21 protein-coding genes are annotated in these 21,981 nt (G+C 69.1%); 7 read left to right on the top strand and 14 right to left on the bottom strand.

The genetic code is table 11. The features are described 5' to 3' along the window. Positions 1-137: 137 nt before the first annotated feature. Positions 138-1,160 (bottom strand): YncE family protein, encoded by a 1,023-nt coding sequence (locus ACFV2O_RS15845; protein WP_379252380.1) that lies wholly within the window; start codon positions 1,158-1,160, stop codon positions 138-140. Between the two features lie 125 nt (positions 1,161-1,285). Here ACFV2O_RS15845 and ACFV2O_RS15840 point away from each other — a divergent pair, with 125 nt between their 5' ends. Further along, complete coding sequence (locus ACFV2O_RS15840; RefSeq protein WP_379252379.1) at positions 1,286-1,447, top strand: hypothetical protein; 162 nt, start codon at positions 1,286-1,288, stop codon at positions 1,445-1,447. Here ACFV2O_RS15840 and ACFV2O_RS15835 read toward each other — a convergent pair. From ACFV2O_RS15835 to ACFV2O_RS15815, 5 genes are read right to left on the bottom strand one after another with little or no spacing between them, the layout of a single operon-like run. Then, entirely contained in the window at positions 1,398-3,017 is a 1,620-nt protein-coding gene (locus ACFV2O_RS15835; RefSeq protein ID WP_379252378.1) for a bifunctional 3-(3-hydroxy-phenyl)propionate/3-hydroxycinnamic acid hydroxylase, read from the bottom strand. The genes ACFV2O_RS15840 and ACFV2O_RS15835 overlap by 50 nt on opposite strands. Beyond that, on the bottom strand, positions 3,014-3,370 hold the full coding sequence (locus tag ACFV2O_RS15830) for a DoxX family protein (RefSeq protein ID WP_379252377.1): 357 nt from the start codon (positions 3,368-3,370) through the stop codon (positions 3,014-3,016). Before ACFV2O_RS15830 ends, ACFV2O_RS15835 begins: the two co-directional genes overlap by 4 nt. Then, positions 3,367-5,283: an acyl-CoA synthetase gene (locus tag ACFV2O_RS15825; protein WP_379252376.1), complete on the bottom strand. Its 1,917-nt coding sequence runs from the start codon at positions 5,281-5,283 to the stop codon at positions 3,367-3,369. The genes ACFV2O_RS15830 and ACFV2O_RS15825 overlap by 4 nt, the downstream gene beginning before the upstream one ends. Continuing rightward, positions 5,280-6,218, bottom strand: a complete 939-nt coding sequence (locus ACFV2O_RS15820) for a fumarylacetoacetate hydrolase family protein (RefSeq protein ID WP_379252375.1) — start codon at positions 6,216-6,218, stop codon at positions 5,280-5,282. Before ACFV2O_RS15820 ends, ACFV2O_RS15825 begins: the two co-directional genes overlap by 4 nt. Then, a complete protein-coding gene (locus ACFV2O_RS15815; protein ID WP_379252374.1) occupies positions 6,215-7,348 on the bottom strand; it encodes a VOC family protein in 1,134 nt (377 codons plus the stop codon). The genes ACFV2O_RS15820 and ACFV2O_RS15815 overlap by 4 nt, the downstream gene beginning before the upstream one ends. A 100-nt stretch (positions 7,349-7,448) precedes the next feature. On the opposite strand from ACFV2O_RS15815, the gene ACFV2O_RS15810 reads away from it, so the two are divergent. Then, positions 7,449-8,141 carry a TetR/AcrR family transcriptional regulator gene (locus ACFV2O_RS15810; RefSeq protein ID WP_379252537.1) on the top strand — a complete coding sequence of 231 codons (693 nt, stop codon included), beginning with the start codon at positions 7,449-7,451 and terminating at the stop codon, positions 8,139-8,141. Between the two features lie 198 nt (positions 8,142-8,339). Here the strand turns inward: ACFV2O_RS15810 and ACFV2O_RS15805 are convergent, their stop codons facing one another. After that, on the bottom strand, positions 8,340-9,047 hold the full coding sequence (locus ACFV2O_RS15805) for a TetR/AcrR family transcriptional regulator (RefSeq protein ID WP_379252372.1): 708 nt from the start codon (positions 9,045-9,047) through the stop codon (positions 8,340-8,342). Positions 9,048-9,085: 38 nt separating this feature from the next. On the opposite strand from ACFV2O_RS15805, the gene ACFV2O_RS15800 reads away from it, so the two are divergent. Together ACFV2O_RS15800 and ACFV2O_RS15795 are read left to right on the top strand one after the other, a co-directional pair. After that, on the top strand, positions 9,086-11,332 hold the full coding sequence (locus ACFV2O_RS15800; protein WP_379252371.1) for a molybdopterin-dependent oxidoreductase: 2,247 nt from the start codon (positions 9,086-9,088) through the stop codon (positions 11,330-11,332). 11 nt (positions 11,333-11,343) lie between these two features. Beyond that, positions 11,344-13,050: an FAD-dependent oxidoreductase gene (locus ACFV2O_RS15795; RefSeq protein WP_379252370.1), complete on the top strand. Its 1,707-nt coding sequence runs from the start codon at positions 11,344-11,346 to the stop codon at positions 13,048-13,050. A gap of 439 nt (positions 13,051-13,489) precedes the next feature. On the opposite strand, the gene ACFV2O_RS15790 is transcribed toward ACFV2O_RS15795, so the two are convergent. Further along, positions 13,490-13,723, bottom strand: a complete 234-nt coding sequence (locus ACFV2O_RS15790) for a hypothetical protein (RefSeq protein WP_379252369.1) — start codon at positions 13,721-13,723, stop codon at positions 13,490-13,492. 3 nt (positions 13,724-13,726) lie between these two features. Beyond that, a complete protein-coding gene (locus tag ACFV2O_RS15785) occupies positions 13,727-14,398 on the bottom strand; it encodes an NmrA family NAD(P)-binding protein (protein WP_379252368.1) in 672 nt (223 codons plus the stop codon). A gap of 80 nt (positions 14,399-14,478) precedes the next feature. Here ACFV2O_RS15785 and ACFV2O_RS15780 point away from each other — a divergent pair, with 80 nt between their 5' ends. After that, complete coding sequence (locus ACFV2O_RS15780) at positions 14,479-14,889, top strand: winged helix-turn-helix transcriptional regulator (RefSeq protein WP_379252367.1); 411 nt, start codon at positions 14,479-14,481, stop codon at positions 14,887-14,889. A gap of 61 nt (positions 14,890-14,950) precedes the next feature. Continuing rightward, the gene (locus ACFV2O_RS15775) at positions 14,951-15,607 is read left to right on the top strand and encodes a hypothetical protein (RefSeq protein ID WP_379252366.1); all 657 of its coding nucleotides are present in this window, start codon (positions 14,951-14,953) and stop codon (positions 15,605-15,607) included. A gap of 100 nt (positions 15,608-15,707) precedes the next feature. Here the strand turns inward: ACFV2O_RS15775 and ACFV2O_RS15770 are convergent, their stop codons facing one another. The 5 genes from ACFV2O_RS15770 to ACFV2O_RS15750 form a co-directional block, all read right to left on the bottom strand. After that, positions 15,708-17,372 (bottom strand): regulator, encoded by a 1,665-nt coding sequence (locus ACFV2O_RS15770; protein WP_379252365.1) that lies wholly within the window; start codon positions 17,370-17,372, stop codon positions 15,708-15,710. A 15-nt stretch (positions 17,373-17,387) separates the two neighbouring features. Beyond that, complete coding sequence (locus tag ACFV2O_RS15765; protein ID WP_379252364.1) at positions 17,388-18,098, bottom strand: cysteine hydrolase family protein; 711 nt, start codon at positions 18,096-18,098, stop codon at positions 17,388-17,390. Further along, positions 18,098-19,483 (bottom strand): allophanate hydrolase, encoded by a 1,386-nt coding sequence (locus ACFV2O_RS15760; RefSeq protein WP_379252363.1) that lies wholly within the window; start codon positions 19,481-19,483, stop codon positions 18,098-18,100. Before ACFV2O_RS15760 ends, ACFV2O_RS15765 begins: the two co-directional genes overlap by 1 nt. 63 nt (positions 19,484-19,546) lie before the next feature. Continuing rightward, positions 19,547-20,215: a GntR family transcriptional regulator gene (locus ACFV2O_RS15755; RefSeq protein ID WP_379252362.1), complete on the bottom strand. Its 669-nt coding sequence runs from the start codon at positions 20,213-20,215 to the stop codon at positions 19,547-19,549. Positions 20,216-20,608: 393 nt separating this feature from the next. Further along, on the bottom strand, positions 20,609-20,836 hold the full coding sequence (locus ACFV2O_RS15750) for a hypothetical protein (RefSeq protein ID WP_379252361.1): 228 nt from the start codon (positions 20,834-20,836) through the stop codon (positions 20,609-20,611). Between the two features lie 127 nt (positions 20,837-20,963). Here ACFV2O_RS15750 and ACFV2O_RS15745 point away from each other — a divergent pair, with 127 nt between their 5' ends. Continuing rightward, positions 20,964-21,815: a hypothetical protein gene (locus ACFV2O_RS15745; protein WP_379252360.1), complete on the top strand. Its 852-nt coding sequence runs from the start codon at positions 20,964-20,966 to the stop codon at positions 21,813-21,815. Positions 21,816-21,981: the final 166 nt, after the last annotated feature.

The following is a 21,981-nucleotide window of genomic DNA, read 5'->3' as shown; positions in this document are numbered from 1 at the left end:
CGAGCATCCTGCCGCTGCGGTGAGCGCCAGCAACGGCGGCCATTGTGGCCGCGCATAATGGGCTTAGGTTCAGGGGGTCGACGTGTCGAAACTGCCCTGGCATGTCCTTGTCGTCGAAAGATGTTGTGCCCGACGGTTCAGTGGGTGGGTTCGAACTCCCACAGCACCGGCGCACCGTCGGCGCCCCGGGGGATCGGGAAGTAGGTGTGGTGGGTGGCGGGGTCCAGCGCCAGCGAGTGCGCCCCGTCGGCCAGATGCGCGGAGCCGACGGCGAGGGTGCGGCCGTCGCGTCGGTCGAACACGCTGACCCAGCCGCTTTCGGCCGCGAGGTAGACCCGGTGCGCGCCCGGGTCGTAGACCAGCACGTCGGGAGTCTCACCGACACGGTCTTGTCCGGTGACGGTGCGGGCGGCCAGGTCCACGGTGACCATGCTGGAGTTGGCCTCGCAGCCGACGAACATCACTCGATCGGCGGCGTCGAGGGCTTGGCCGTGCGGATGGTCGCAGCCCGGCGTCGGGATCCGGTCGGTCACCACGAAAGTCGCGGGATCGATCACCGCCAAATCGTCGCGCCCCTGGACCGCCACGACCATGCGGTCGGTGACCGGGTCGTAGACGACGTTGCCGACCTCACCACCCAACCCGACGGTGGCGCGCACCGCGCCGGTGTCCGCGTCGGCGACGGTCTCGGTGCCGGCGTGCTCGTTGGTCGTCCACACCGCATGACGGACCGGGTCATAAGCGAGCCCGTCGGGGTAGTCACCGGTCGGGGCGGTGAACACCACCGCGCCGGTGTCGGCGTCGAAGGCGACCAGCTGGTTGCGGCCGGTCGCGGTGGCATACAGCCGGTGGGTGTCGGGGACCACGATCACCCCGTGCACGTTCGGCACATCGGGCAGGGTGCGCACCACTTGGTGGGCCCGCACATCGACCTCGATGACCTCACCGGCACCCATATGGGCGAGGAACAGCCGCCCGCGCCCGGCGTCGAGACTGGTGTAGTCGAAGCGCACCGGCCCGCCGGTCAGCGCCACCTGCGCGACCTGCCGCAGCGGCAGCTCCCCGGGATGCGGGGGCCCCGCCGACGGGGAGGTCGAGCATCCGCTGACGGCAACGGCTGCGGCGCCCAGCAGCGCCGCGAGGGTGCGCGTCGGGGGCATCACCCATCTCCCACTCGGTGTAACCGTGGTTTCAAAACTACGCTAGGAGCTAGGTGCGGTGAAATGCCGTCACCGGATCGGAGGATTTCGCGCCCCACTCGCCAGCGGCGACGCCTGGGCAATGGGTGATGCTGTCGTATCGCATGCCTCGTGAGCCGTCCACGCCGCGGACCGCGTTGTGGCGCAAGCTCAAACGCCTCGGGTTCGGGCAGATCTCCGACGGCCTATCGCTCACTGTCAGCGCGCGTCTGCCTGCACAATGCCGCCGGAACTGGGCGGCCGACTGATGGGTTCGACGCGTTCAGCGGCTTTCGGGGTTGGCGAGCCGGTCTGCGCCGGACGTGCACTCGGCGCGAAACTCGGCAGTGACGAGTACAGATCCGACAGCGTTCTCCCGCAGGTCTGCACGGTGCTGTCGGGGCGGACGAGCACGGCGTCGGCGCGCCCGCCGCACAGCCAGCGGTGCAGCGCGGTGCCCGGCACGGCCCGCAACACCACACCGCCGCGCTGTTCGACGGTCGCCGCCTGCACCGGTGATGGGGCCGATGTCGTGATGATGGCGTAACGCCCGGCGATGAGGTCGTCGACCCGGCGCCCATCGGCCATCCGTTCGTTCGGGACCAGCCGTCCGGCCAGACCTCGACGCAGCGGCGGTGCGGTCACCAGCGCGGAGCGGTGCAGCGGCGGTGACTCTCCGCTGATGATCGTCCGGGTCAGCCCGGGCAGCCGGTGCAGTCGCGGAGCGAGCAGGCCGCGCAGTCGATTGCCCAGTTCGCCGCCCTCGGTCATGGTCGAACCCATGAGTTTGGCCAGCCGGATCATCATGTGCGCGTGCGGTTTCCGCTCGGTCTCATAGGTGGCGAGCACCGGCTCAGGAAGCTCGCCGCGCAGCACCCCGGCCAGCTTCCAGCTGAGGTTGGCGGCATCGCGCACGCCCGCGCCCATGCCCTGCCCGATGAACGGCGGGGTGAGGTGGGCGGCATCGCCGAGCAGGAATACGCGTCCGGCACGCCATCGGTCGGCCAGTTGCGCGCGGAAGGTGTACTCCGCCACCCGGACCAGCTCCAAGCCCTCGCGGTCGGCGTCGGCCAGCCATGGGGCCAGCAGGGGCCACAGTCGAGCCAGATCACGGTAGTCGTCGGCGGATTCGCCGGGCCGCAAACGGAATTCCCACCGGTGGCGGGTCGTGCCGATGCGCATGTATGTCGCGGCTCGATGCGGGTCGCATACCTGATGCACGCCTCCCCAGTGCCCAGGATCGACCGTGGTCGCGAGGTCGACGACCAGCCAGCGCTGCTCGAATCGCAAATCCCGCATGCGCGCGCCGATCGCGGTGCGCACCAGGCTGTTCGCGCCGTCGCAACCCAGCACGTAGCGGGCGCGCACCGACTCGGACGCGCCGGTCGCGCGGTCTTCGAAATCAACCCGGATACAGTCCTTCTCGACCGTCAGCCCGGTGACTTCCACCCCGCCGCGCAGCGAAACGGTCGGATGCAGCGCCAGATTGGCCCGCAACAGCGCCTCCAGCTCCGGCTGGTCGAACAGGTTGGCTTCGGGGAATCCGTTGCGGCCCCCGGCCGGATCGCGGTCGAATTGCGCCAGCACCCGATGCCGCGAATCCACCAGGCGCAACCCCGGGGCGGGCCGGGTGATCGCGTCGAACCCCGGCCCGATGCCGAGAAGTTCCACGATCCGCCGGATCTCACCGTCGAGATGGACCGCGCGCGGCTGCGGGTAGACGCCCTCCCACCGCTCGAGGACCAGCGATTCGATGCCGTATTGGGCGAGCAGCGTGGCCGCGGTGAGCCCGGACGGGCCCGCTCCGACGATCACCACCGGAACTGTCGGCGAAGTCATCGGGATCCACCGATCAACGTGGCCACGTAGGCCGTGGCGACCACAGCCGTACCCGTCGCGGGCGCGATTTCGGTTGCGCCGTCGCCGTTTCTGAGATGGCTGGCGACCGCACCGGTCATCAACAGCACCAGCCCGGCCCCGGCAGCCCGGCCGATCGCGGGGCGGACCGGTCCCAGCAGCACCCCACCGGCCGCGAGGAGTTCGACCGCGCCGATGCCGCGATAAGCGGTGGTGGAGTACCCGAGATGCGCCGCACGCTCGCGCATCGACGCGACCGCCGCGACCTTGGCCGTCCCGAGGTATAGGAATTCGGCTGCCAGCAGGCCCCCGAGCACCTTCGTCACGGTTTTCATTGCCGCACCTCGATTCTCGCGTCGATCGCATAGCGGCCCAGGATCGCCTCGGCCGCGGCTGGGTCGGCATCGGGGTCCAGTACGACGGTGGCGACGATCGCGCCGTCCTCGACCGCGGCGGAGATACCCGCCACACCGGTGGTCTCGGCGAGCGCGTCGAGCAGTTCGCGGCGAGTGGCATCGGCGCGCAGGCCCAGCTTGTAGGGCTTTCCGACATCGGTGACGGGCAGCGCGTCGAGGATGGTGACCGTCTTGGGGGCGGCGGCGCGCTCGTGCACCCGCTCGGCCGCCCACGCCACCAGTTCGTCCTCGGTGACCTCGGCGCCCGCGGTGAGCGCGACGTAGGCGACCGGAACCTCGCCGGCGTGTACGTCCGGGCGGCCCACCGCTCCGGCCGCGCTCACCTGCGGGTGGCTCAGCAGCGCGTCCTCGATGCTCGCTGGATCGATGTTGTGGCCGCCGCGAATGATGAGATCCTTTGCGCGACCGTGCAGATGGATGAATCCCTCCTCATCGATATGGGCCAGGTCGCCGGTGCTCAGCCAGCCGTCGACCACGGTGCCCAGTCCATCGAGGCGGTGACCGTGTTCGTCGCGGCCGGTCACGTATCCGGCGAAGACCGTGGGGCCGGTGATGACCAGGACACCGGTCTCCCCGTCCGCGAGTGTCTCCCACACCCCGTCTTCAGCCGTGCGGACGACCGCGACCTGCTGATAGGGCATGCGCTGCCCGACCGCGCCGGGCCGGGGAACATCCGGGAAGCTGCGTGCGGTGGCGCACGTCGCCTCGGTGAGGCCGTAACCCTCCACCAGCGTGACCCCGGTGTGCAGCTGGAAGTTTTCGCGGACCGCGAGCGGCAGCGGGGACGCGCCGACCATCGCGTAGCGCAAGCTGGTGATGTCGGTGTCGATCGGGCATTGGGCCAGTACCGCGTACACCGTCGGCACGGCGCTCATCGCGGCAATCCGATAGTGCGCCACGATATTCCAGAACTCCGCGTAGAGCGTGAAGTCCCGGTATCCCAGCGGACCGGCCCATACCACCGGCTGACCGCGGAACAGCGGCGCGAGCAGGGTGACGACCAGCGCGTTGACGTGGAACAGCGGCAGCGCGGCGAAGACCACCGATTCCTCATCGAGCAGCGAGTTGGCGGCGATCATCCACGCATTGGAGACCTCACCGGAATGTCGGTGCGCCGCCAGTTTCGGCACACCCGTCGTGCCGCCGGTGTGGAACATCGCCGCCAGATCCGATTCCGCCGGTGCCTCTCCGTGAAAGCGGCTCGAATCCGCCTCGACGGCAAGGGTGTCGAGGTAGCCGATCCGGAGGCCGCCGATGCCGGGCAGGGTCGGCGGCGGCTCCGGAGATGCCGTCGGACGCAACACGAGCAGGGCATTTAACAGGCCGCGCGCCGCGAGTTCGCGTGCGGCGGTCCAGGTGTCAGGCTCGAGTTCCGGACCGGCGGCGATCAAGACCCGAGCGCCCGAGCGGCGCAGCAGCTCCGCGACGTGCTCGTGCGACAGGCCGCCATTGATCGGTGCGGCGATGCCCGCCAGCTGCGCGGCGAGGGTGGCCGGGATCAGCTCCGCGCAGTTGGGTGCGATCAGCGCGACCGCATCGGCGCGGCGCACACCCAGCTCGCGCAGCAGGTTCGCGTACTTGTGCACGTCGGCGAGCAGCTCGGAGTAGGTGCGCTGCAACGGCTCTCGCCATCGCGCCGCATCGGGCAGCACGGTGATCGCGGTGCGCTCCGGCCAACGCGTCGCCGCGCGGACGAGCAGGGCGTAGGTCGATTCGGGCAGGCCGCGCGCCTCGAGCGGTACCGCTTCGATGGCGGCCAGGTCCTCCGGGCCGGTGTACCGGGGCCAGAGCAAGTCCTCGGTCGAGGTCTCGAGGGTCGTGTTGTCGGTCATCGGGCGTACCTCACGACCGTGCGCTGGCGGCCCAGGTCGAGGGCGCCGTCGTCGGTGCCGATCGCGGCCTCGACCACGTCCCCGTCCTTCAGGTACTTCGGGTTCTTGGCCTGGCCCTGGAAGAACATCTTCCACTTGACCTTCGGCGGCAGCAGCGAGCCGATGATCTCCACCGGCTTGGGCGGGGCACTGAGCGCGGTGCCGATCGGGGTTCCGGTGAGCAGCAGATCTCCGGCGTCCATGCGCTGGAATCGGGTCAGCGCGCGCAGCGTCTCGACCGGCCGGTAGATCATGTCCGCGACCGTCATGTCCTGCCGCAGCTGTCCATTGACCCACAGCCGCAGCCGCAGATCTCCGAACCGCTTCAGCTCATCGGCGTCGAGCAGCACCAGCGCCGGGCCGACCGGGGTGAAGGTCGGATACGACTTCGCTTCGTAGAACTGCGTTTTCGGCAGCTGCACGTCGCGCGCCGAGATGTCGTTGGTAACCACCAGGCCCGCGACGTAATCCGCGAGGTTCTCCGCCGAGACATCAGAGCCGACCGGCATCTCGCGACAGAACACGAGGCCGATCTCCACCTCGTAGTCGAGCAGCTGCACATGCGCGGGCCGGATGACGTCGTCGTGGGGGCCACTGATCGATCCGGACGACTTGCGGAAGAACGTGAGCGGCACCGTCTCGGGGTCCATCCCCGAGTCCTTCACGTGCGAGGCGAAGTTCGTCATCTGCGCCACCACCCGACACGGCGCGGTCACTGGGGAAATCAACGAAAGGCTTTGTACCGCTATTGTTTCCGCGCCGGATGCAGCCGCGGCGATCGCCTCACGGTCGGCGAGCAGTTCCCGCGTGGTCGTCGCGGTGGTATCGATACGGGCGGCACCGGCGGGGGTCTGCACCCACCAGGCGTCGGCGGTGCGGAGGATGGATGTGCTCATGAGTTGGCCACTTTCAACAGGCCGCGCAGGCGGCGGATATCGAATTCGTTGTCCTCACGCAGCGCGTCGACGATCGAGCGCAGTTCGCGCAGCGATTCTGCTCCGGGCTTGATGCCGAGGAAGTCCTTGGTCACGGGCGGGCCCCACTGCGCCAGACCGGAAGCGCTCATCGGCGCCCAGCCCGGCTCGAGGGTGCAATCGAACATGTCCCCGTCAGTGAAGTGCTCCACCATGAACCCGTCGGGATCGCGCCAGTAGTCGAAGATCTGGCTGCCCTGGATATGGCGGCCGATCCCCCACGATCGGCGATAACCCTGTTCGCGCAGGTACTCTCCACCCGCCGCGAGCGCGTCCAGGTCGGCGACCTGATACGCGGAGTGCACATAGCGGTTCGACGGCCCGAGCGTCAACGCGAGCGTGTGATGGTCGGTCGGCACCGAATCCTGGTCGCAGCGAATGAAACTCATGACCGGACCACGCTCCCGCTGGCCCGGGTAAAAGAGGAAGTCGCTGACGATCAGGCCCAGATTCCGCAGATACCAGTCGAGGCTCTCGCGGTATCTCGTCGACTGGATCACCACGTGTCCGAGCCGACGCACGCGTGCCGGTGCACGCAGCGGTCGCTGCGTGGCATTCACCCGGGCCACCTCGTGCCCGAGGTTGAAGATGTGGGGCCGTTGCGTCGGCAAAGCCTCCAGTTCGTGCGTCTCGGCGACCACTCGCACCCGCAGGCGGCTGGGATCGGCCAGGTCAATGGTCAGTCCGCCCAGTGACTCCGGCAATGGCATGGCTCGCGCACCGGTCGCGGCGGCCAGTCGCAGCAGATCGGCGGAATCGGCGGCACGAAAGGCCGGACCGACGAAGCGCGAGCGGACACCACGCCGGATGAGCACGCAGGGCGCGCCCGGATCGGTCCCGCGCAGCTGCAACTCGTCGGCCGTCCGCATGGCGGTCGCGAACCCGAAGGCGTGGGCGAAAGCCTCCGCTCCGTCCAGGTCGGGCTTCTCGAACTCCAGCCACGCCAAGTCCAGCACCTTGATCACGGGATTGCGCGCCCGGCCCGGATGCTCACCCGCGTGCGCCCCCTGCTCGCTGTGCAGACCGCTGTGTACATCGTGATGGCCGCTCATCGACCACTCCCTTCCAAGTACTGACGATATCGTCACTTAAGAGGGCGGCGTCAGTCAATACTATTTGACGATTCCGTCAAAATTGAATCGAGCGGCTATGATGGTGAGCCTGTCCAGTAGGAGAGATGCATCGATGAGCACGCACAATGGGTCGGAACCCAATCGCCTGGAACGCCGCAAGGCCCGCACGCGCGCCGCGCTGGTCGGCGCGGCGCAGTCACTGCTGGCCGAGGGCAAGATCAACGTGCCGATCCTCGAGATCACCCAGGCCGCCGACGTCGGCATGGGATCGTTCTACAACCATTTCCAGAGCCGCGAGGAGCTGTTCCATGCTGCCGTCGAGGAGGCGCTCGACCGGCACGGCGCACTGCTCGATCTGCTGTGCGAAGACGTCGAGGATCCGGCTCAGGTCTTCGCGCAGAGCTTCCGCCTCACCGGCCGCCTGCACCGCCTGCACCCCACCCTCAGCAAGGTCTTGCTCAATGACGGCCTCAGCCTGACGAACTCGGACCGCGGGCTCGCGCCTCGCGCACGCCGCGACATCGAGGCCGCGGCCGAAGCCGGGCGCTTCGACATCCGCGACCCGGAACTGTCGATGACCATCGTCGCCGGCGCGGCCCTGGGCCTCGGCCGCCTGCTGCACGACCATCCCGAACGCGACGACGCCGAGGCCGCCGACCAGGTGGCCGAGGACCTGCTGCGCATGTTCGGGCTCTCCTCCGAGGAAGCCCACGAGATCTGCCGACGCCCGCTACCGCCATTGGACCTGCCGCGCGTCGGCTCGACTCCATAGACTCAGCGGTCGTCAGCGACGGGAGCCTGCGGCAACCATCTCGAGGGGGGAACGCTAACTGGGCCATCGCGGCCGGAGCACCGCATGCTCTACCGGGGCCGGCACCCCACCGAACGCCGGTCGGTGGGCCACGCGCCGCGCGACTCCAGCCGCTGGTCAGGGGAATAGTGCTGGCGCGCATACGGTGCATGCGCGCCGCTACGACGACGCCTGCGCGCTCGGTGAAACAGCCGAAGCCATCGGCTCGGCATGGACCATCTGCTCACCGAGCCCGATCGGCTCGTCGTGCCGGCGGGCGGCCGCATAGACCTGCAAGTAGCGAGTGATGGCGATCCGACCCTCGTCGGTCAGCGCGTCACTCTCGTCGCCGCGCTGGTGGGCCAGCTCGAAGACGTGGTCGCCCAGCTCCACGGCCACTTCGACGACGCGTCGGCTGGTGCCGGGCGCGAGCAGGCCGGTGGCAAGCAGGTGGCGGTGGAGCAGGTCGGTGAGCCTGCCGAGGTGTTTTCTGATGTCGTCGCGGAGAGCCTCGTTGTGCCGGGAGGCGTAGTAGAGCGCGACGAAGTCCGGGTTCGACAGGTAGTGGCGGCCGTGAAAGGCGATGAACGCCTCGACGGCGGCCGCGATGTCCGGGTGTGGCCGGGCGGTGGCGAGAGACTCCTCCAGTTCGCTATCGAGGCGCGTGAGTTCGCGGGCGAGCAGCTGCTCGAAGATGGCGTCACGGTTGGTGAAGAACTGGTACACCGTCGCCGACGGGACACCAGCACGTTCCGCCACGGAACGGACCGTCGCCGCGTCGGTTCCCTCGGCCGTGATGATCTCCACGGCGGCGTCCAAGATCCGCTGGACCCGCTCGCGGCTGCGCTGCTGGACCGGTTCGCGGCGGAGAGGGCTGGCGTCGGGCACGGCATCCATGGTAGACACGAAAAAAATAACATGACGTCATGTTCATGTTTCAGCGGATCTCTTGCGGAGGCGACTACACCATGAGTGCGACCGGGGCAGCCGTCGATGCGTTGACCAAGGCGGGGCGGGCGATACGCGGCTCCGGGGGCGGCGGCACCGCGAAGGCCGCTTGCAACTTGTGCGAGGCGATTTGCGGGATCGAGATCACCATCGAGGGCGGGAGGGCCGTCGGTGTGCGCGGCGACCGCGACGACCCCCTATCCCGCGGCCACGTATGCCCCAAGTCCGTAGCGATGACCGACGTGCACAGCGACCCGGACCGGCTACGGCGGCCGCTGCGCAAGATCGACGGAGAATGGGTGGAGGTGGACTGGTCCGAGGCGATCAGTGCGGCGGCCCGCGGACTCGCTCAGGCCCGTCGGCGGCACGGCGCGAATGCGGTGGCGGTCTACCTGGGCAACCCCTCGGTCCACAGCCTCGGCGCGATGACCCACGGGTCCGCGTTCGCCTCATTGCTGCGAACCCACAACCACTTCTCGGCATCCTCGGTCGACCAGTTGCCGCACCAGGTCGTTTCGGCACTGCTGTACGGGCACCAGTTCCTGCTGCCGGAGCCGGATCTGGACCGGACACAGCACCTGCTCATGTTCGGTGCCAACCCGCGTGCGTCGAACGGAAGCCTGATGACCGCGCCGGATATGGCGCGGCGGCTGCGGGAGATCCGCGAGCGCGGCGGGCGGGTCACCGTCATCGACCCGCGCCGCACGGAGACGGCCGCGGACGCCGATGAGCACGTATTCATCCGGCCCGGCACGGACGCCGCGGTGCTGTTGGCCATGGTGCACGTCGTCTTGCGAGACCGGGCACCGCGCCTGCCCGAATACATCACGGGTGCGGACGCGCTCCGAGACGCGGTCGCCGAGTTCACGCCGGAAGCCGCTGGCCATTTCAGCGGCGTGCCCGCCGCCACGATCACCCGTCTCGCCCACTCCTTCGCCGACGCGGGTCCCGCCGCCTGCTACGGCAGGTTCGGCGTGTCGACCCAGCGGCACGGCACTGTGTGCCAGTGGGCCATCCAGGTGCTCAATATCATCACCGGCAACCTGGGGCGCGAGGGCGGGACGCTGTTCACCGACCCGGCCATCGACATGACACGGCTGCTGAGCCCGGGCCATTTCGGCCGACGCCGCAGCCGTGTGCGCGGGCTTCCTTCCTTCGCCGGGGAGTTTCCGGTCGCCGCCCTTGCCGAGGAGATCACGACGCCGGGCCAGGGGCAGGTCCGGGCGCTGTTGACGATCGCGGGAAACCCGGTGCTGTCCACTCCTGCCGGAGCCGCACTCGGCACCGCGCTCGGCGGCCTCGACTTCATGGTGGCCGTGGACTTCTACCTCAACGAGACCACTCGCCACGCCGACGTCATCCTGCCGCCGACCAGCGCGCTGGAACGAGACCACTACGACTTGGTTTTCCGGTCCTTCGCCGTCCGCAATACCGCGAAATACTCGCCCGCGGTGCTGCCCAAGCCGCGCGGCGCGCGGCACGACTGGGAGATCTTCCGCGACCTCGGCTCGGCCTACCAACGCCACCTCGGAGGCGGCCGGATGCGGGTATTGCGCCGTCGCCTCAGTAGGCCCGCCCTGGCCACCGAGATTCGGCTGCGGACACCGCCGCGCCGGCTGGTGGACCTGCTCCTGCGCACAGGTCGCTACAAACTGAGCGTGCGGCGACTGCTCGCGCACCCGGCCGGGCTGGACCTGGGCCCGCTGCGGCCGGGCGTCGAGCATCGCCTGCGCACTCCTGACCGCCGACTACACCTCGTGCCACCGGAGATCGCGGACGCCCTCGACACCCTGCGCTCCGACCTGGGTACGGCTCCGGCGGATCCAGGGTCGCTGCTGTTGATCGGCCGACGGCACCTGCGCTCCAACAATTCCTGGATGCACAACTACGCCCGCCTCGTCGCCGGTCCGCAACGGCACCATCTGCTCATGCATCCTGCCGACGCGGCCCGCCTCGGACTGGCCGACGGGCCCGCCGTGCTGCGCTCACGCACCGGCGCCGTGCGGGTGGACGTCAGGCAGACCACCGACATCATGGCGGGCACGGTCAGCCTGCCGCACGGGTACGGGCACGCGGCGACGGAAAATCGGCTGTCCGTGGCCTCCCGCGTCGCGGGCGCGAGCGCCAACGATGTCACCGACCCGCTGTTCCTGGACACCGTCAGCGGAAACGCCGCCCTCAACGGAATCCCGGTCACCGTGGAACCGCTCCCCGACTCCCGCTAGCAAGGAACGCCATGCCCCACGTCATCACCCAGCCGTGCTGCAACGACGCCTCCTGTGTGCCGGTGTGCCCGGTCGGCTGCATCCATCCCACCCCCGACGAACCGGGCTTCGCCTCCGCCGAAGCCCTCTACATCGACCCCGCCAGCTGCATCGACTGCGGCGCCTGCGTCGCCGAGTGCCCGGTCGGGGCGATCACCCGCGACACCGCGCCCGCCGCAGGCCGGTTCTTGGACCTGGCGGAGGCCTATTACCAGCGAAACCCGCTGCCGCCCGGCATCCCCGACGCCTCGCCGCCCGCTGCGCGGGCCGAGATCGAGGAGCTTCGAGTCGCGGTGGTGGGCTCCGGGCCCGCGGGCGCGTATGCCGCACTCGAGCTGCTCGAGCATCCGGGCGCGACAGTCGCGATGTTCGACCGGCTGCCCACACCGTGGGGTCTGGTGCGAGGCGGCGTGGCCCCCGACCACCCGTCCACCAAATCCGTCACCGAGGTATTCGAGCGCGCCGCCGCCAATGGCCGCTTCCGCTTCCACCTCAACGTCGAGGTCGGTACCCACATCACCCACGACGAGCTGGCCGCAGCGCACCACGCCGTCGTCTATGCCTATGGGGCCTCCGGTGACCGCCGCCTGGGGATTCCCGGCGAGGACCTGCCGGGCAGCGCGTCGGCAACCGAGTTCGTGAACTGGTACAACGGCCACCCGGACTTCATCGACCGCACGTTCGATCTCTCCTGTCGCCGTGCGGTCGTCGTCGGCAACGGCAACGTCGCCCTCGACATCGCCCGCCTCCTGGTCGCCGATCCCGCGGAGCTCGCCGCCACCGATATGGCCGACCACGCGCTGGCCGCCCTGGCCGCAGGCACGATCGAGGAAGTCGTGGTGCTCGGCCGGCGCGGCCCCGCGCAGGCCGCGTACACCACTCCCGAGCTGCTCGCCCTGACCGACCTCGACGGCGCCGATGTCCTCGCCTTGCCCGACGAGGCCAGGTTGCATCCCGACCAGCTCGCCGCACTTTCTCCGGACCCGATCGGGCTGGCCAAAGCGCAGGCTGCCGCGGAACTCACCACACGCCACCGCGGCGCGTCGCGCCGTATTGTCCTGCGCTACTTGTGTTCTCCGCTGGAGATCTCAGGCGATCAACGAGTCACCGGAGTGCGTGTGGCTCGCAATCGGCTCGAACACGGCCCCGGCGGCGACGTCCGCGCTGTCCCGACCGGAATCGAAGAGACCATCGAGGCGGGCCTGGTACTCCGGGCGGTGGGCTACCGCGGCGCTGCGCTGTCCGGCCTCCCCTTCGACCATGACCGCGGTGTGCTGCCCAACGACTTCGGCCGAGTCCTCGCCGGGACCGGCGAACCCATCCCCGGCGTTTACACGGCGGGATGGATCAAGCGGGGCCCGTCCGGAGGCATCGGCGCCAACAAGAAATGCGCACTGGACACTGTCGCCGCACTCCTCTCCGACCATTCCGCAGGATTGCTTCCCACCCCGGCAACCACCCCGCAGGACCTCGACGCACTGGTCCGGCACCGCCGGCCCACCGCCGTCGGTGTGCACGAGTGGAGGGCGATCGATCGGACCGAGCGCGACCTCGGCGCGGTTCAGGGACGGCCGAGGCGCAAACTCGCCTCGTTCCCCGCCTTGCTCGCCGTTGCGCATGGAGAGGACTCGATGCCGACGATTCCACTGCCGATCGACGCAGACGGGTTCCGCCTCTGACCAATTCCTGCTAATGCCGCGTGTAGAGACTGACGATGTGGGTTCTTTCGGGACGAAGTGCGGGTCCTTGCTCGTCGTCCACGACCGCGGACGACGCCGCCGAATCCTCTCTGCCGCAAGTATTCTGCGCACCTGGCTACGTCGCTCGCCCAGCAAGGTCTTCGGATGCTGAGGCGAGCGCCGAGGCGTTCGCGGGGGGGTGTCGACAGAGGTGCTAGGCGATCCGCGCGGGCCGGTGCGACGCCAGTTCGGCATCCGGTGCCTGATATTCGACTCTGCGGCCTTGCTGGACGAATGCGAGCGCGAACCCGGCGTGCGATGCCGGGTGGGGCTGTCTCGAGCGGCGGCAGGAGTTGTCGGCACGTGGTGGCAACGTGCGTCTGCGCTACAGCGATATCGCACGGGAACTGGACATTCTCGACCTCGCCCGGCCTGCTGTTCAGCGCGACGCGTTCACCGATGCCGACTGAAACCCGCCCGCGCGCACCGCGTCGGTGATGAGTGCCCGAACGTCGCGCGGTGCGCTCGGCAGCAGTTCGAGGAGGTCGGTGCTCGATGCCTCGAGTAGTCCGGCACCAAGGTTTGCGAACAACGAGAGGGTATGCGTGATCTGGTACGGCTCCAATCCACAGCCCTGCAACATATCCCGCGTTTCGCCGAGCGAAATCGGCACGTATCACACTGGGCGACGGAGGGATTCGCTCAGGATCTCGGCGATATCCGGGCCGCCGATCGCGGTCACACCCTCGAGCTCGTATACCTTGCCCGCATGTCTGCTGGGCCGCCCCGCGGCCAGATCACGCTCGGATTCCGCGGCTACCCGAACGGCTACCTCGGCCAGGTCCTCGCGCGCCACCACCGAGATCCGGCCGGTGCCGAATGCCGCCGCGAATACACCCGATTCGGCCGTGGAGGCGGCACCGGCGACGGCGAGGCCGACCGGCACCTCCGCGTAGAGGCCATTGCGCAGGACGGTCGCGTCGAAAGGTGCTGCGGCGAGACGTTTTTCGGTCCAGCGGTGCGGCAGGGCGATGGTCGTCAGATCGCCGGATCCCGCGAGACCGGTGTAGATCACGTGCCGGACACCGGCCGCGCTGGCGGCGTCGATCACCGCACCGTGGCGGGCCAACACCACATCGTCTTCGGCGTATCCGGCCGAAATCAGGACCAGGACATCGACATCCCGCAGTCCCGCGGACAGCGTCGCCGGGTCGTCGAAATCGATACGGCGCGTGGTGATGTCGTCACCGGAGTGGCTGCCCGCCGCTACTGTCAGGTCGTCGAGGGTGGACAGGCCGCGGTGGACGAGGCCGCCGAGGGCTCCGGAGATGCCGGTTACCAGGATCATCGCAACACTCCCGATTGTTGTAGTTGCTGGATTCGACCCAGCATCGGCGGCCGCGGCGCGCGGCATAAGGAGGCACTTTCATGTCGGTCACGAACACTGCGGTCACCGCGCAGGTCGCGGGCACTATTCCCGACGGGCCCTGTGGCGATGACGACTGCGGCATCCGCGATGTGCTCGACCGGTTGGGGGATCGGTGGACGGTATTGGTGATCGTCGAACTGAGTAAAGGAGTGCGGCGTTTCCGTGAGTTGGAGCGGGCGATTCCGGGCATCTCACAGCGGATGCTGACACTGACCACCAAGCGCCTGTGCCGCGACGGCGTGGTGGAGCGGATCGCGTACCCGACGATCCCACCGCAGGTCGAATACCGGCTCACCGAGACCGGCCAGAGCCTGGCCGCGGCCATCGGCGCACTCGCCGATTGGTCGCGCGAGCACAAGGACCGCATCGCCGACGCGCGCCGACGCTGGGATGCCGAGCACGGCGACTGAACACCTGTCGCGGGCGGGCGAACAGCGCTTGAATGGAAGCATTCCCACAGGGAGGCTCCCGATGACCCTTACCGCTCGTGACCTGCTCTACGGGATCCAGGCCGAGCTGGCCCCGCACGAGGACGACAATCGCATGGTTCCGCTGATCTCGGTGGGCAAGGCGCCACGCGCGGTATTCGCGGCGATCGCCGCCGAGGAACAGCGCATCATAAGCAGCGACTGGCGCAGCTTCCACGCCATGGCGGCGCGGGCGGACGACCCGAACGTCAGAGCGTTCCTCGACGCCCTCCCGCCCGGCGAGCAGCAGGCACTGGCTCTATTGGACGCACTCGTGGCGGCGGCCGGACCAGATCAGGGCATGGAGCCGCCCAGGGCGGGTTGTCAGGCCTATCCCGCGTATGTCGCGTGGCTGGCGCTCAACGCCGAACCCTCCGCAGCGACTGCCGGTATCTACGCGAATGTCGCCGCATTCGGCCGCTACTGCCGTGTGGTCGCCGACAGCATGCGCACCAACTACAAGTTCGATGACCCGGCCTGCGCATTCTTCGACTTCTTCGCGGCCGATAGCCCCGGATACGAACAGCGGGCCCTCGCCGCAATCCAGGCCGGAATCGACACCGACCGACTGAATCCGAACGACGCCCACCTCTACGCCAGACTCTTCCAGAACTACGAACTCATGTTCTGGAACACCCTCGCCGACGAGTTCGCCGGATAGCACCGCAACCCGTCGGTGTTCCTCCGAGCCGACCGCTCGTCGGCAGCTGAGTTCGCTCTCACCGTCGTAGACCACTGCCGATCGGCGAATTCGCCTCGGCTCAGTCGAGCGGCGTCGCGGCGGGCTCCACGGCCACCGGCTCGGGCTGCGCCGGTGTGGCCTCTGCCGGTCGCGTCGGCCGTTCGGGCGCTGCCGGGACCGCCGCGAGCGGCTTCCGAGCCCCGGCCGGCCGCGAGTAGGCGAGGCAGACCAGCCCGCATAACAGATAGCCCAGCGCCACCTTCGGTGCCGCAGCCCAGGCGATCTGGGCGGCGTGGATCAGGCCGATCCAGCTCAGTGCCGCGGCGGCGGCGCACGCGGTGGCCGCGGCGACGAAGCGCTTGTCCAGGATGAAGGTCACGACCGCGCCGAGCACCAGACCGGCCAGCACACCGCCCGAGCCCAGCGTCTTCAGCCCGTCGTACACCACGCCCGCTTGGCCGAGCGCGGCGTCGCCGACGTTGTCGGCGGTGGTACCGGCCGCCGTCAGCGCGTTGTCGATCTGGCCGACCGCCCACTCGGCGAGGTTGGGGATCAGCGCCGCGACCACCGCCACGGCGTGCAACTTGGGCACCGCCTGGAATGCCTGTGCGCCGATCAGCAGGCCGATGTACAGCAGGATCGGCACGATCGCCGGGATCGGCAGCAGGGTGGCGAGCACCCCGAACAGCCCCAGCAGGCACATCACGCCGATGGTGACGCCGCTGGCCAGCGAGTACCCGGTGCGCCCGCCGGCGTCCTTCCAGCCCGGATGGCCGATGTAGACCGCGGGCGGGAACGGCGAGCCGAAGCCTGAGCCGACGACGGCGCCGAGCCCGTCGGCGAGCAGCACGCTGCGCAGGTTGTAGTTGTCGCCCGCCGCCGCGGCGCTCTCCACGTTGCTCATCGCCTCGGTGAAGTTGTAGACGCCCAGCGGAATCGCCGTGGCCAGCAGCGGGCTGAGATTGCCGAGGCCGGTGAACAGCAAGTGCAGGTGCAGGGTCGGCAGCCCGATCGCGATGTCGTGCGCGGCCTTGCTGACGTCCGGCACCGACATGAACCCGCCGATCCAGCCGATCGCCGTGCCGACCAGCAGCGCCACCAGGCCGACCGGGACGTTGCCGGGCAGCCGCACGTCGGTGAAGAAGCCGATCAGGATGATCGCCAGCACGGGCAGCGCGATCCACGCGGCCTCCCACATCTGCGCGGCCGGGCGCATGGAGATGAACGTGATCGAGATGCCCGCCAGGGTGCCGAGCATTGCCGCGCGCGGGGTGATGCGGCGGATGTAGGGGCCCACGAAGCCGCCGATCATGACGATCACGCCGATCAGGAACGCCCAGGCCAGGCCCGCCGACCACGCCTTCAGCGGATCGTGGCTGCCCAGATAGATCGGCAGCATGACCACGAACACCACGATGAACATGTGCGGCACGCTGGGTCCGTACGGCAGCGCCGTCACCGTCGCCCGCTGTTCGCGGCGGGCGAGGCGGCGGGCCAGCAGCACGTAGTAGAGGTTGCCGAGCACCAGGGCCACCCCCAGCGCGGGCAGCACGCTGCCCAGCACGTCCCTGCTCGAGATGTTCACCACCGTGATGGACAGCGTGGTGAGGGTGAGCACGTTGACCAGGATGTTGAAGCAGAGCCCGAAGTAGGCGTTGGTGTCGCCTCGCGTCCACCAGGGCAAGCGGAGGGCGGCGGGTTCCTCGGCGGGTGCGGTGTCACTGGGTTGCGTTTCGAGGGACATCGGCTTTCCTGTTCACTAGACCGGGCGTATCGGCGGAAGGATCGAGCTGGGCGGGGTGGTCAGCGCGGCGACGACCGCGGCCGAATCGGCGACCCAGCCGAAAATGCCGCCCTGTGCCGCGATCATCTCCAGCCCCACTCGCTGGAATTCGGGGAAATAGGAACCGACGCAGTCGGACACGACCAGGCACTCGTAGCCCCGGTCGTTGGCTTCGCGCACGGTGGTGTGCACGCACACCTCGGTGGTGACCCCGGTGACCAGCAGGGAGCGGATGCACCCGCGCTGCAGTTCGTCGGCGAGGCCGGTGGCGTAGAAGGCGCCCTTGCCCGGCTTGTCGATCACGACCTCGTCCGGCAGCGGCGCCAGCTCGTCGACGATGTCGTGGCCGTACTCGCCGCGGATCAGGATGCGGCCGAACCGCCCCGGGTCGCCGATGCGCTGAGAGGGGTTGCCGCGCAACAGCTTCGACGGGGAGCAGTCGGACAGGTCGGGCCGGTGACCCTCCCGGGTGTGCAGCACCGGCACCCCCGCCTCGCGGGCGGCGGCCAGCAGCGCGCGCAGCGGCTCGATCACCGTGCGCAGCAGGCGGACGTCGTTGCCGAGGCTCTCGCCGAAGCCGCCGGGCAGCAGGAAGTCGCGCTGCATATCGATGATCAGCAGGGCCAGGGTGCCCGGCTCGTATCGGAAGGGTCCCGGCCGCGCCGGAATGGACTGTGTGGCGGTCATTATCGCTCCTTCGCTGCTCGGGCGGCGGCCGCGGCGGTCACCACCGTGCGGGGTTCGTCGAGGATGCGCGCCGCGGCCGCCAGCACGGTGTCGTCAGCGAGCGCGGGACCGGCCACCATGACCGACAGCGGCCGTCCGTCGCCGGTCACGCCCACCGGCACCGCCACGGCGGTGAGGTCGAGCAGATTCCCGAAATGGGTGTAGTGCCCGAGCACGGTGTTGGTGGCGACAGGATCGGCCAGCACCTGCGCCACGGTGAAGGTGGTGCCGATGGCCGGCAGCACCAGCACGTCGAAGTCGGCCCACATCCGGGCCACCCGCGCGCGCAGCCGTTGTAGCCGCTGCTGCGCCCGGAACACGTCCACCGCGTCGAACCGGTAGCCACCGGTGAGGATTTCGCGCACTGTCGGCAGTATCGAGTCCGGATGATCGGCCAGGAAGTCGCCGAACTCCACCAGCCGCTCGGCCACCCAGGGGCCCTGATAGAGCAGCTCGCCCGCCGCCAAGAAGGGCTCCAGAGTGGTCGCCACGCAGTCGAATCCGAGCCCGGACAGGCGCTCCCGCAGCGTCAGGTGCGCATCACGGAACACCGTGTCGCCGAAGAACTCCAGCTCCGCCGCGGCGGGCAGCCCGGCGCGCAGCCGCCCGCCGCGGTGGCGCGGCCCGCGGGGGCGGCTCCAGGGATCGTCCGGGTCCACCGCCGCGATCACGTCGAAGACCCGGTCGAGGTCCTCGATCGAGGTCGCGGTGAGGGTGACGCAGTCCAGCGACTTGCACGCCGGGACGAGCCCGACCGCGCTGATCAACCCGCGCGACGGCTTCCAGCCGACGATGCCGTTGAGCGCGGCCGGGACCCGGCCGGACCCGGCGGTATCGGTGGCCACGCAGAACGGCACCTCGCCCAGGGCCACCGCCCGCGCGGAGCCGGAGCTGGACCCGCCGCAGACGAGGTCGCCGCCGAAGACGCTGCGCGGGATGGTGTATGGGGTGCGGGTGCCGTTCAGCCCGGTGGCGAACTGATCCAGGTTGGTCTTGCCGACGAACAGCGCGCCCGCGTCCAGCAGGCGCTGCACCGCCGGGGCGGTTCCGGTTGCCGTATAGGCGAAGTCGGGGCAGGCCAGGGTGGTGGGCCAGCCCGCGACATCGATGCTGTCCTTCACTCCGAACGGCACGCCGTACAGCGGCAGCGTGCGCGCGCCCGGCCGCCGCTCGATCTCGGCCGCCGCGGCCAGCAGTTGCGCGCGGGGCACCGGCGTGATCCAGGTGCCGTCGTCGCCGTTGGCGGCGATCGCGTCGGCGACCCGCGCCGCGGTGTCCGTCGGTGAGCCGCTACCGCTTTCGTGTGAATGCAGAATCTCGGCGATGCTGGGCCCCGGGCTGTGCATTTGTCGATTGTCGACAGAATGCGTGAAGGCCAGTGTATTCGCGTGTTTCGGCTGTGTTGCCGGTCAGCGGAATTCGAGATCGAGGTAGGCCAGCTCGCCGTGCCTGCGCATCTCCTCCAGCACGATGTCCCGGTCGTTGGTCTCCAGGGCGGCCAGCAGCGCGGCGTGCCGGCGCACCCCGTCGCGGCGGTGCGTGGCCCGCGCCTCCTCCCGCAGGTTGCGGGCCATCGGCAGCTGCAGCTTCAGCAGGATCGGCGCATAGGCCAGATCCAGCTGCCGATGGCCGGCCAGCGCGACGATCGCGGCGTGGAAGCGGCGGTGCGCGTTGTCCCGCTCGAAGTCGTCGCCGCAGCCGTCGGCCGCCCGCATGTCGGCCAGCGCGGCGCGCACCGCGCGCAGCGGATCTCCCGTGGCGGGCAGCGGAAACGCGCTCTCCACCGCGTGCCGCTCCAGGACCCGCCGCAGCTCGAACAGTTGCAGCACGTCCGTGGCCGACCACACCACCACCCGGAAGCCGCGGCGCGGCAGATGCTCGATGAGCCCCTCCTGCACCAGCAGCCGCAGCGCCTCCCGCACCGGCGCCCGGCTGGTGCCCAGCCGGGCGCACAGCGCCTCCTCGCCGATCCGATCCCCCGGCGCGTACGCCCCGCTCAGTACCTCCGACCGCACATGCCGCACCGCCAAATCCACCAGGCTCGGCGGCAGCACGGTCTCCTCCGCACGCACCGTCATGCTTCGAGTCTACGAACGGGGTGGTCGGCGGCGCGGTGGCCGCTGCCCCGGACCCGCCCAGGACAGGAAGGCCGCCGTGGTCACCCAGACGTCGGCGGAGCTGTAGTACCAGCCGTTCCAGGTGTCGGCGACGATCACTGGATGCCGTGCCCGCGCGCGGTGCTATCGGTCGGCAGCCAGATCCCGTTGCAGCTTCGACCCTGTTCCACGGCCTCGGGGAGCGCCACGTGCGGCATGAACAATCTGAAGCGGTTCACCGAATTCGACACTGGCGCCGCGCGCCTCGGCGGCCACCGCTACCGAACGAGGACTGCGCTGATGCGCTGCGCAAGCACTCCGAGTCTCGGCTTCGAACGCACTGTGTTGTCGCGACCCGGGCGGTTCAGCGCCGCCTCAGAACAGCCGATCACCCGAAGGCTCCGGTACGAGCGTCGTCGTTCCCACGCGCACGCGCTCCTCGTCATCGATGACATCCTCGATCGCGTCGATCTGGTCCTGAACCACCTCGGCGCGCGCCACCAACTCGATCCGGTCGGGCTCGGTGAGGCTCTCGGCACCGAGCTTCTCGAAAACGCAGGAGAGCACTGACCGTAAGTCCTCTAGCTTGCTGTCCGACTCCACGGGACCTCACCCTACGTCCGAACTCGACGAACATCCGCTCCTGCCGATTATCGAGTGGTAGACGCTGATCAACTCTGGGACCATCGGGTCAGCGTTCGACATTGATGCCGATGGAAGGACATCGCGGATGACCACTCCGCGGCGGTACTGGATCAGATTCGACCCACAGCAGTGCTCCGACCCACGTTTCCGGCAGGGCGTCGGCGTGACTGGATTCGACGTACCGGATTGCCTGTCGATGGTGGTGAAGCTGTTCCCCGACGAACCGATGCCACCCGTGCACCGAATTACGGCCGACATCTCACTGGCCGAGCCACTGCCGGTGAATCCTCGCTATCTCGGAGTCCCGGTGTGGCGCGGCGTGTGGTATCCACCCGTGAACCTTGAAACCGGGCCGACCCGCGCCATCGACCGAAGAGGCGCGCCTTCCGAATACCCGACACCCGTCACAGCATCGGGCCGCCGAATGCGGGTCAGCGAGACACTGCACACGAAAACCACATGGTGGGACGAAATCCCGCATATCAATGGGCTGCTGTGGCCGCTGGTGACCATGCACCACGCCGAGTACGGCCGCGGAATGCGGCTCAGCGCCCCAGCGCTACGCGCCGTCTGCGCCACGGATCCGACCTACGGGGACATGGTGCGCGAAGCTCTCGACTACATGATCGCCTGGCACCCGACACCGGATGAATGGTTCGACGCGACCGAAACCAGGTTCGCCGATCGACGGGACCTGGACGAGTACCTGCGAGCCTTCCGCGACTACCTATTCGGGACTCGCCCGGAGCCGCTCTATCCTCCCGGCAGCGAACCGCTTTCACCCGAGGACGAGTACATGCGAGCCATCCGCCGCTTGGTCATCACTCCCCCGGAGCCCATCCACCCACCCGGCAGCGAACGGCTTTCACCCGACGGGGAACAGGGTTTCGCTCGCGCTGCACGTCAAACCGCTGTTGAGAGCTCAACTCTTCGTTAAGAAGCCGAATAATCTCTACAGGCGACTCACGGGTCCAATCGCCGCTCGGCAACACCGGAACCACTCCCCCGGCCGATCACCAAGCTGGCTCTAGTGAACTCGAGTGCGCGCTCATGCCGATTTCCGCGCATCCAGCGGGATCGGTCTCCAGTGTGGGATCTGTTGA

It is taken from the genome of Nocardia sp. NPDC059691 (assembly GCF_042733915.1).
Lineage (GTDB): Bacteria > Actinomycetota > Actinomycetes > Mycobacteriales > Mycobacteriaceae > Nocardia > Nocardia sichangensis.
The sequence above is the reverse complement of the archived record's forward strand: the minus strand, read 5'-3'. Positions and strand labels throughout refer to the sequence as shown.

Coding starts and splice junctions, on each gene's coding strand:
- ACFV2O_RS15785 (WP_379252368.1), bottom strand. CDS start 14,398: ATGATCCTGGTAACCGGCATCTCCGGAGCCCTCGGCGGCCTCGTCCAC.
- ACFV2O_RS15795 (WP_379252370.1), top strand. CDS start 11,344: ATGCCCCACGTCATCACCCAGCCGTGCTGCAACGACGCCTCCTGTGTG.
- ACFV2O_RS15745 (WP_379252360.1), top strand. CDS start 20,964: ATGACCACTCCGCGGCGGTACTGGATCAGATTCGACCCACAGCAGTGC.
- ACFV2O_RS15765 (WP_379252364.1), bottom strand. CDS start 18,098: ATGACCGCCACACAGTCCATTCCGGCGCGGCCGGGACCCTTCCGATAC.
- ACFV2O_RS15770 (WP_379252365.1), bottom strand. CDS start 17,372: ATGTCCCTCGAAACGCAACCCAGTGACACCGCACCCGCCGAGGAACCC.
- ACFV2O_RS15760 (WP_379252363.1), bottom strand. CDS start 19,483: ATGCACAGCCCGGGGCCCAGCATCGCCGAGATTCTGCATTCACACGAA.
- ACFV2O_RS15835 (WP_379252378.1), bottom strand. CDS start 3,017: ATGACTTCGCCGACAGTTCCGGTGGTGATCGTCGGAGCGGGCCCGTCC.
- ACFV2O_RS15775 (WP_379252366.1), top strand. CDS start 14,951: ATGACCCTTACCGCTCGTGACCTGCTCTACGGGATCCAGGCCGAGCTG.
- ACFV2O_RS15830 (WP_379252377.1), bottom strand. CDS start 3,370: ATGAAAACCGTGACGAAGGTGCTCGGGGGCCTGCTGGCAGCCGAATTC.
- ACFV2O_RS15755 (WP_379252362.1), bottom strand. CDS start 20,215: ATGACGGTGCGTGCGGAGGAGACCGTGCTGCCGCCGAGCCTGGTGGAT.
- ACFV2O_RS15820 (WP_379252375.1), bottom strand. CDS start 6,218: ATGAGCACATCCATCCTCCGCACCGCCGACGCCTGGTGGGTGCAGACC.
- ACFV2O_RS15825 (WP_379252376.1), bottom strand. CDS start 5,283: ATGACCGACAACACGACCCTCGAGACCTCGACCGAGGACTTGCTCTGG.
- ACFV2O_RS15815 (WP_379252374.1), bottom strand. CDS start 7,348: ATGAGCGGCCATCACGATGTACACAGCGGTCTGCACAGCGAGCAGGGG.
- ACFV2O_RS15810 (WP_379252537.1), top strand. CDS start 7,449: ATGGTGAGCCTGTCCAGTAGGAGAGATGCATCGATGAGCACGCACAAT.
- ACFV2O_RS15800 (WP_379252371.1), top strand. CDS start 9,086: ATGTTCATGTTTCAGCGGATCTCTTGCGGAGGCGACTACACCATGAGT.
- ACFV2O_RS15845 (WP_379252380.1), bottom strand. CDS start 1,160: ATGCCCCCGACGCGCACCCTCGCGGCGCTGCTGGGCGCCGCAGCCGTT.
- ACFV2O_RS15780 (WP_379252367.1), top strand. CDS start 14,479: ATGTCGGTCACGAACACTGCGGTCACCGCGCAGGTCGCGGGCACTATT.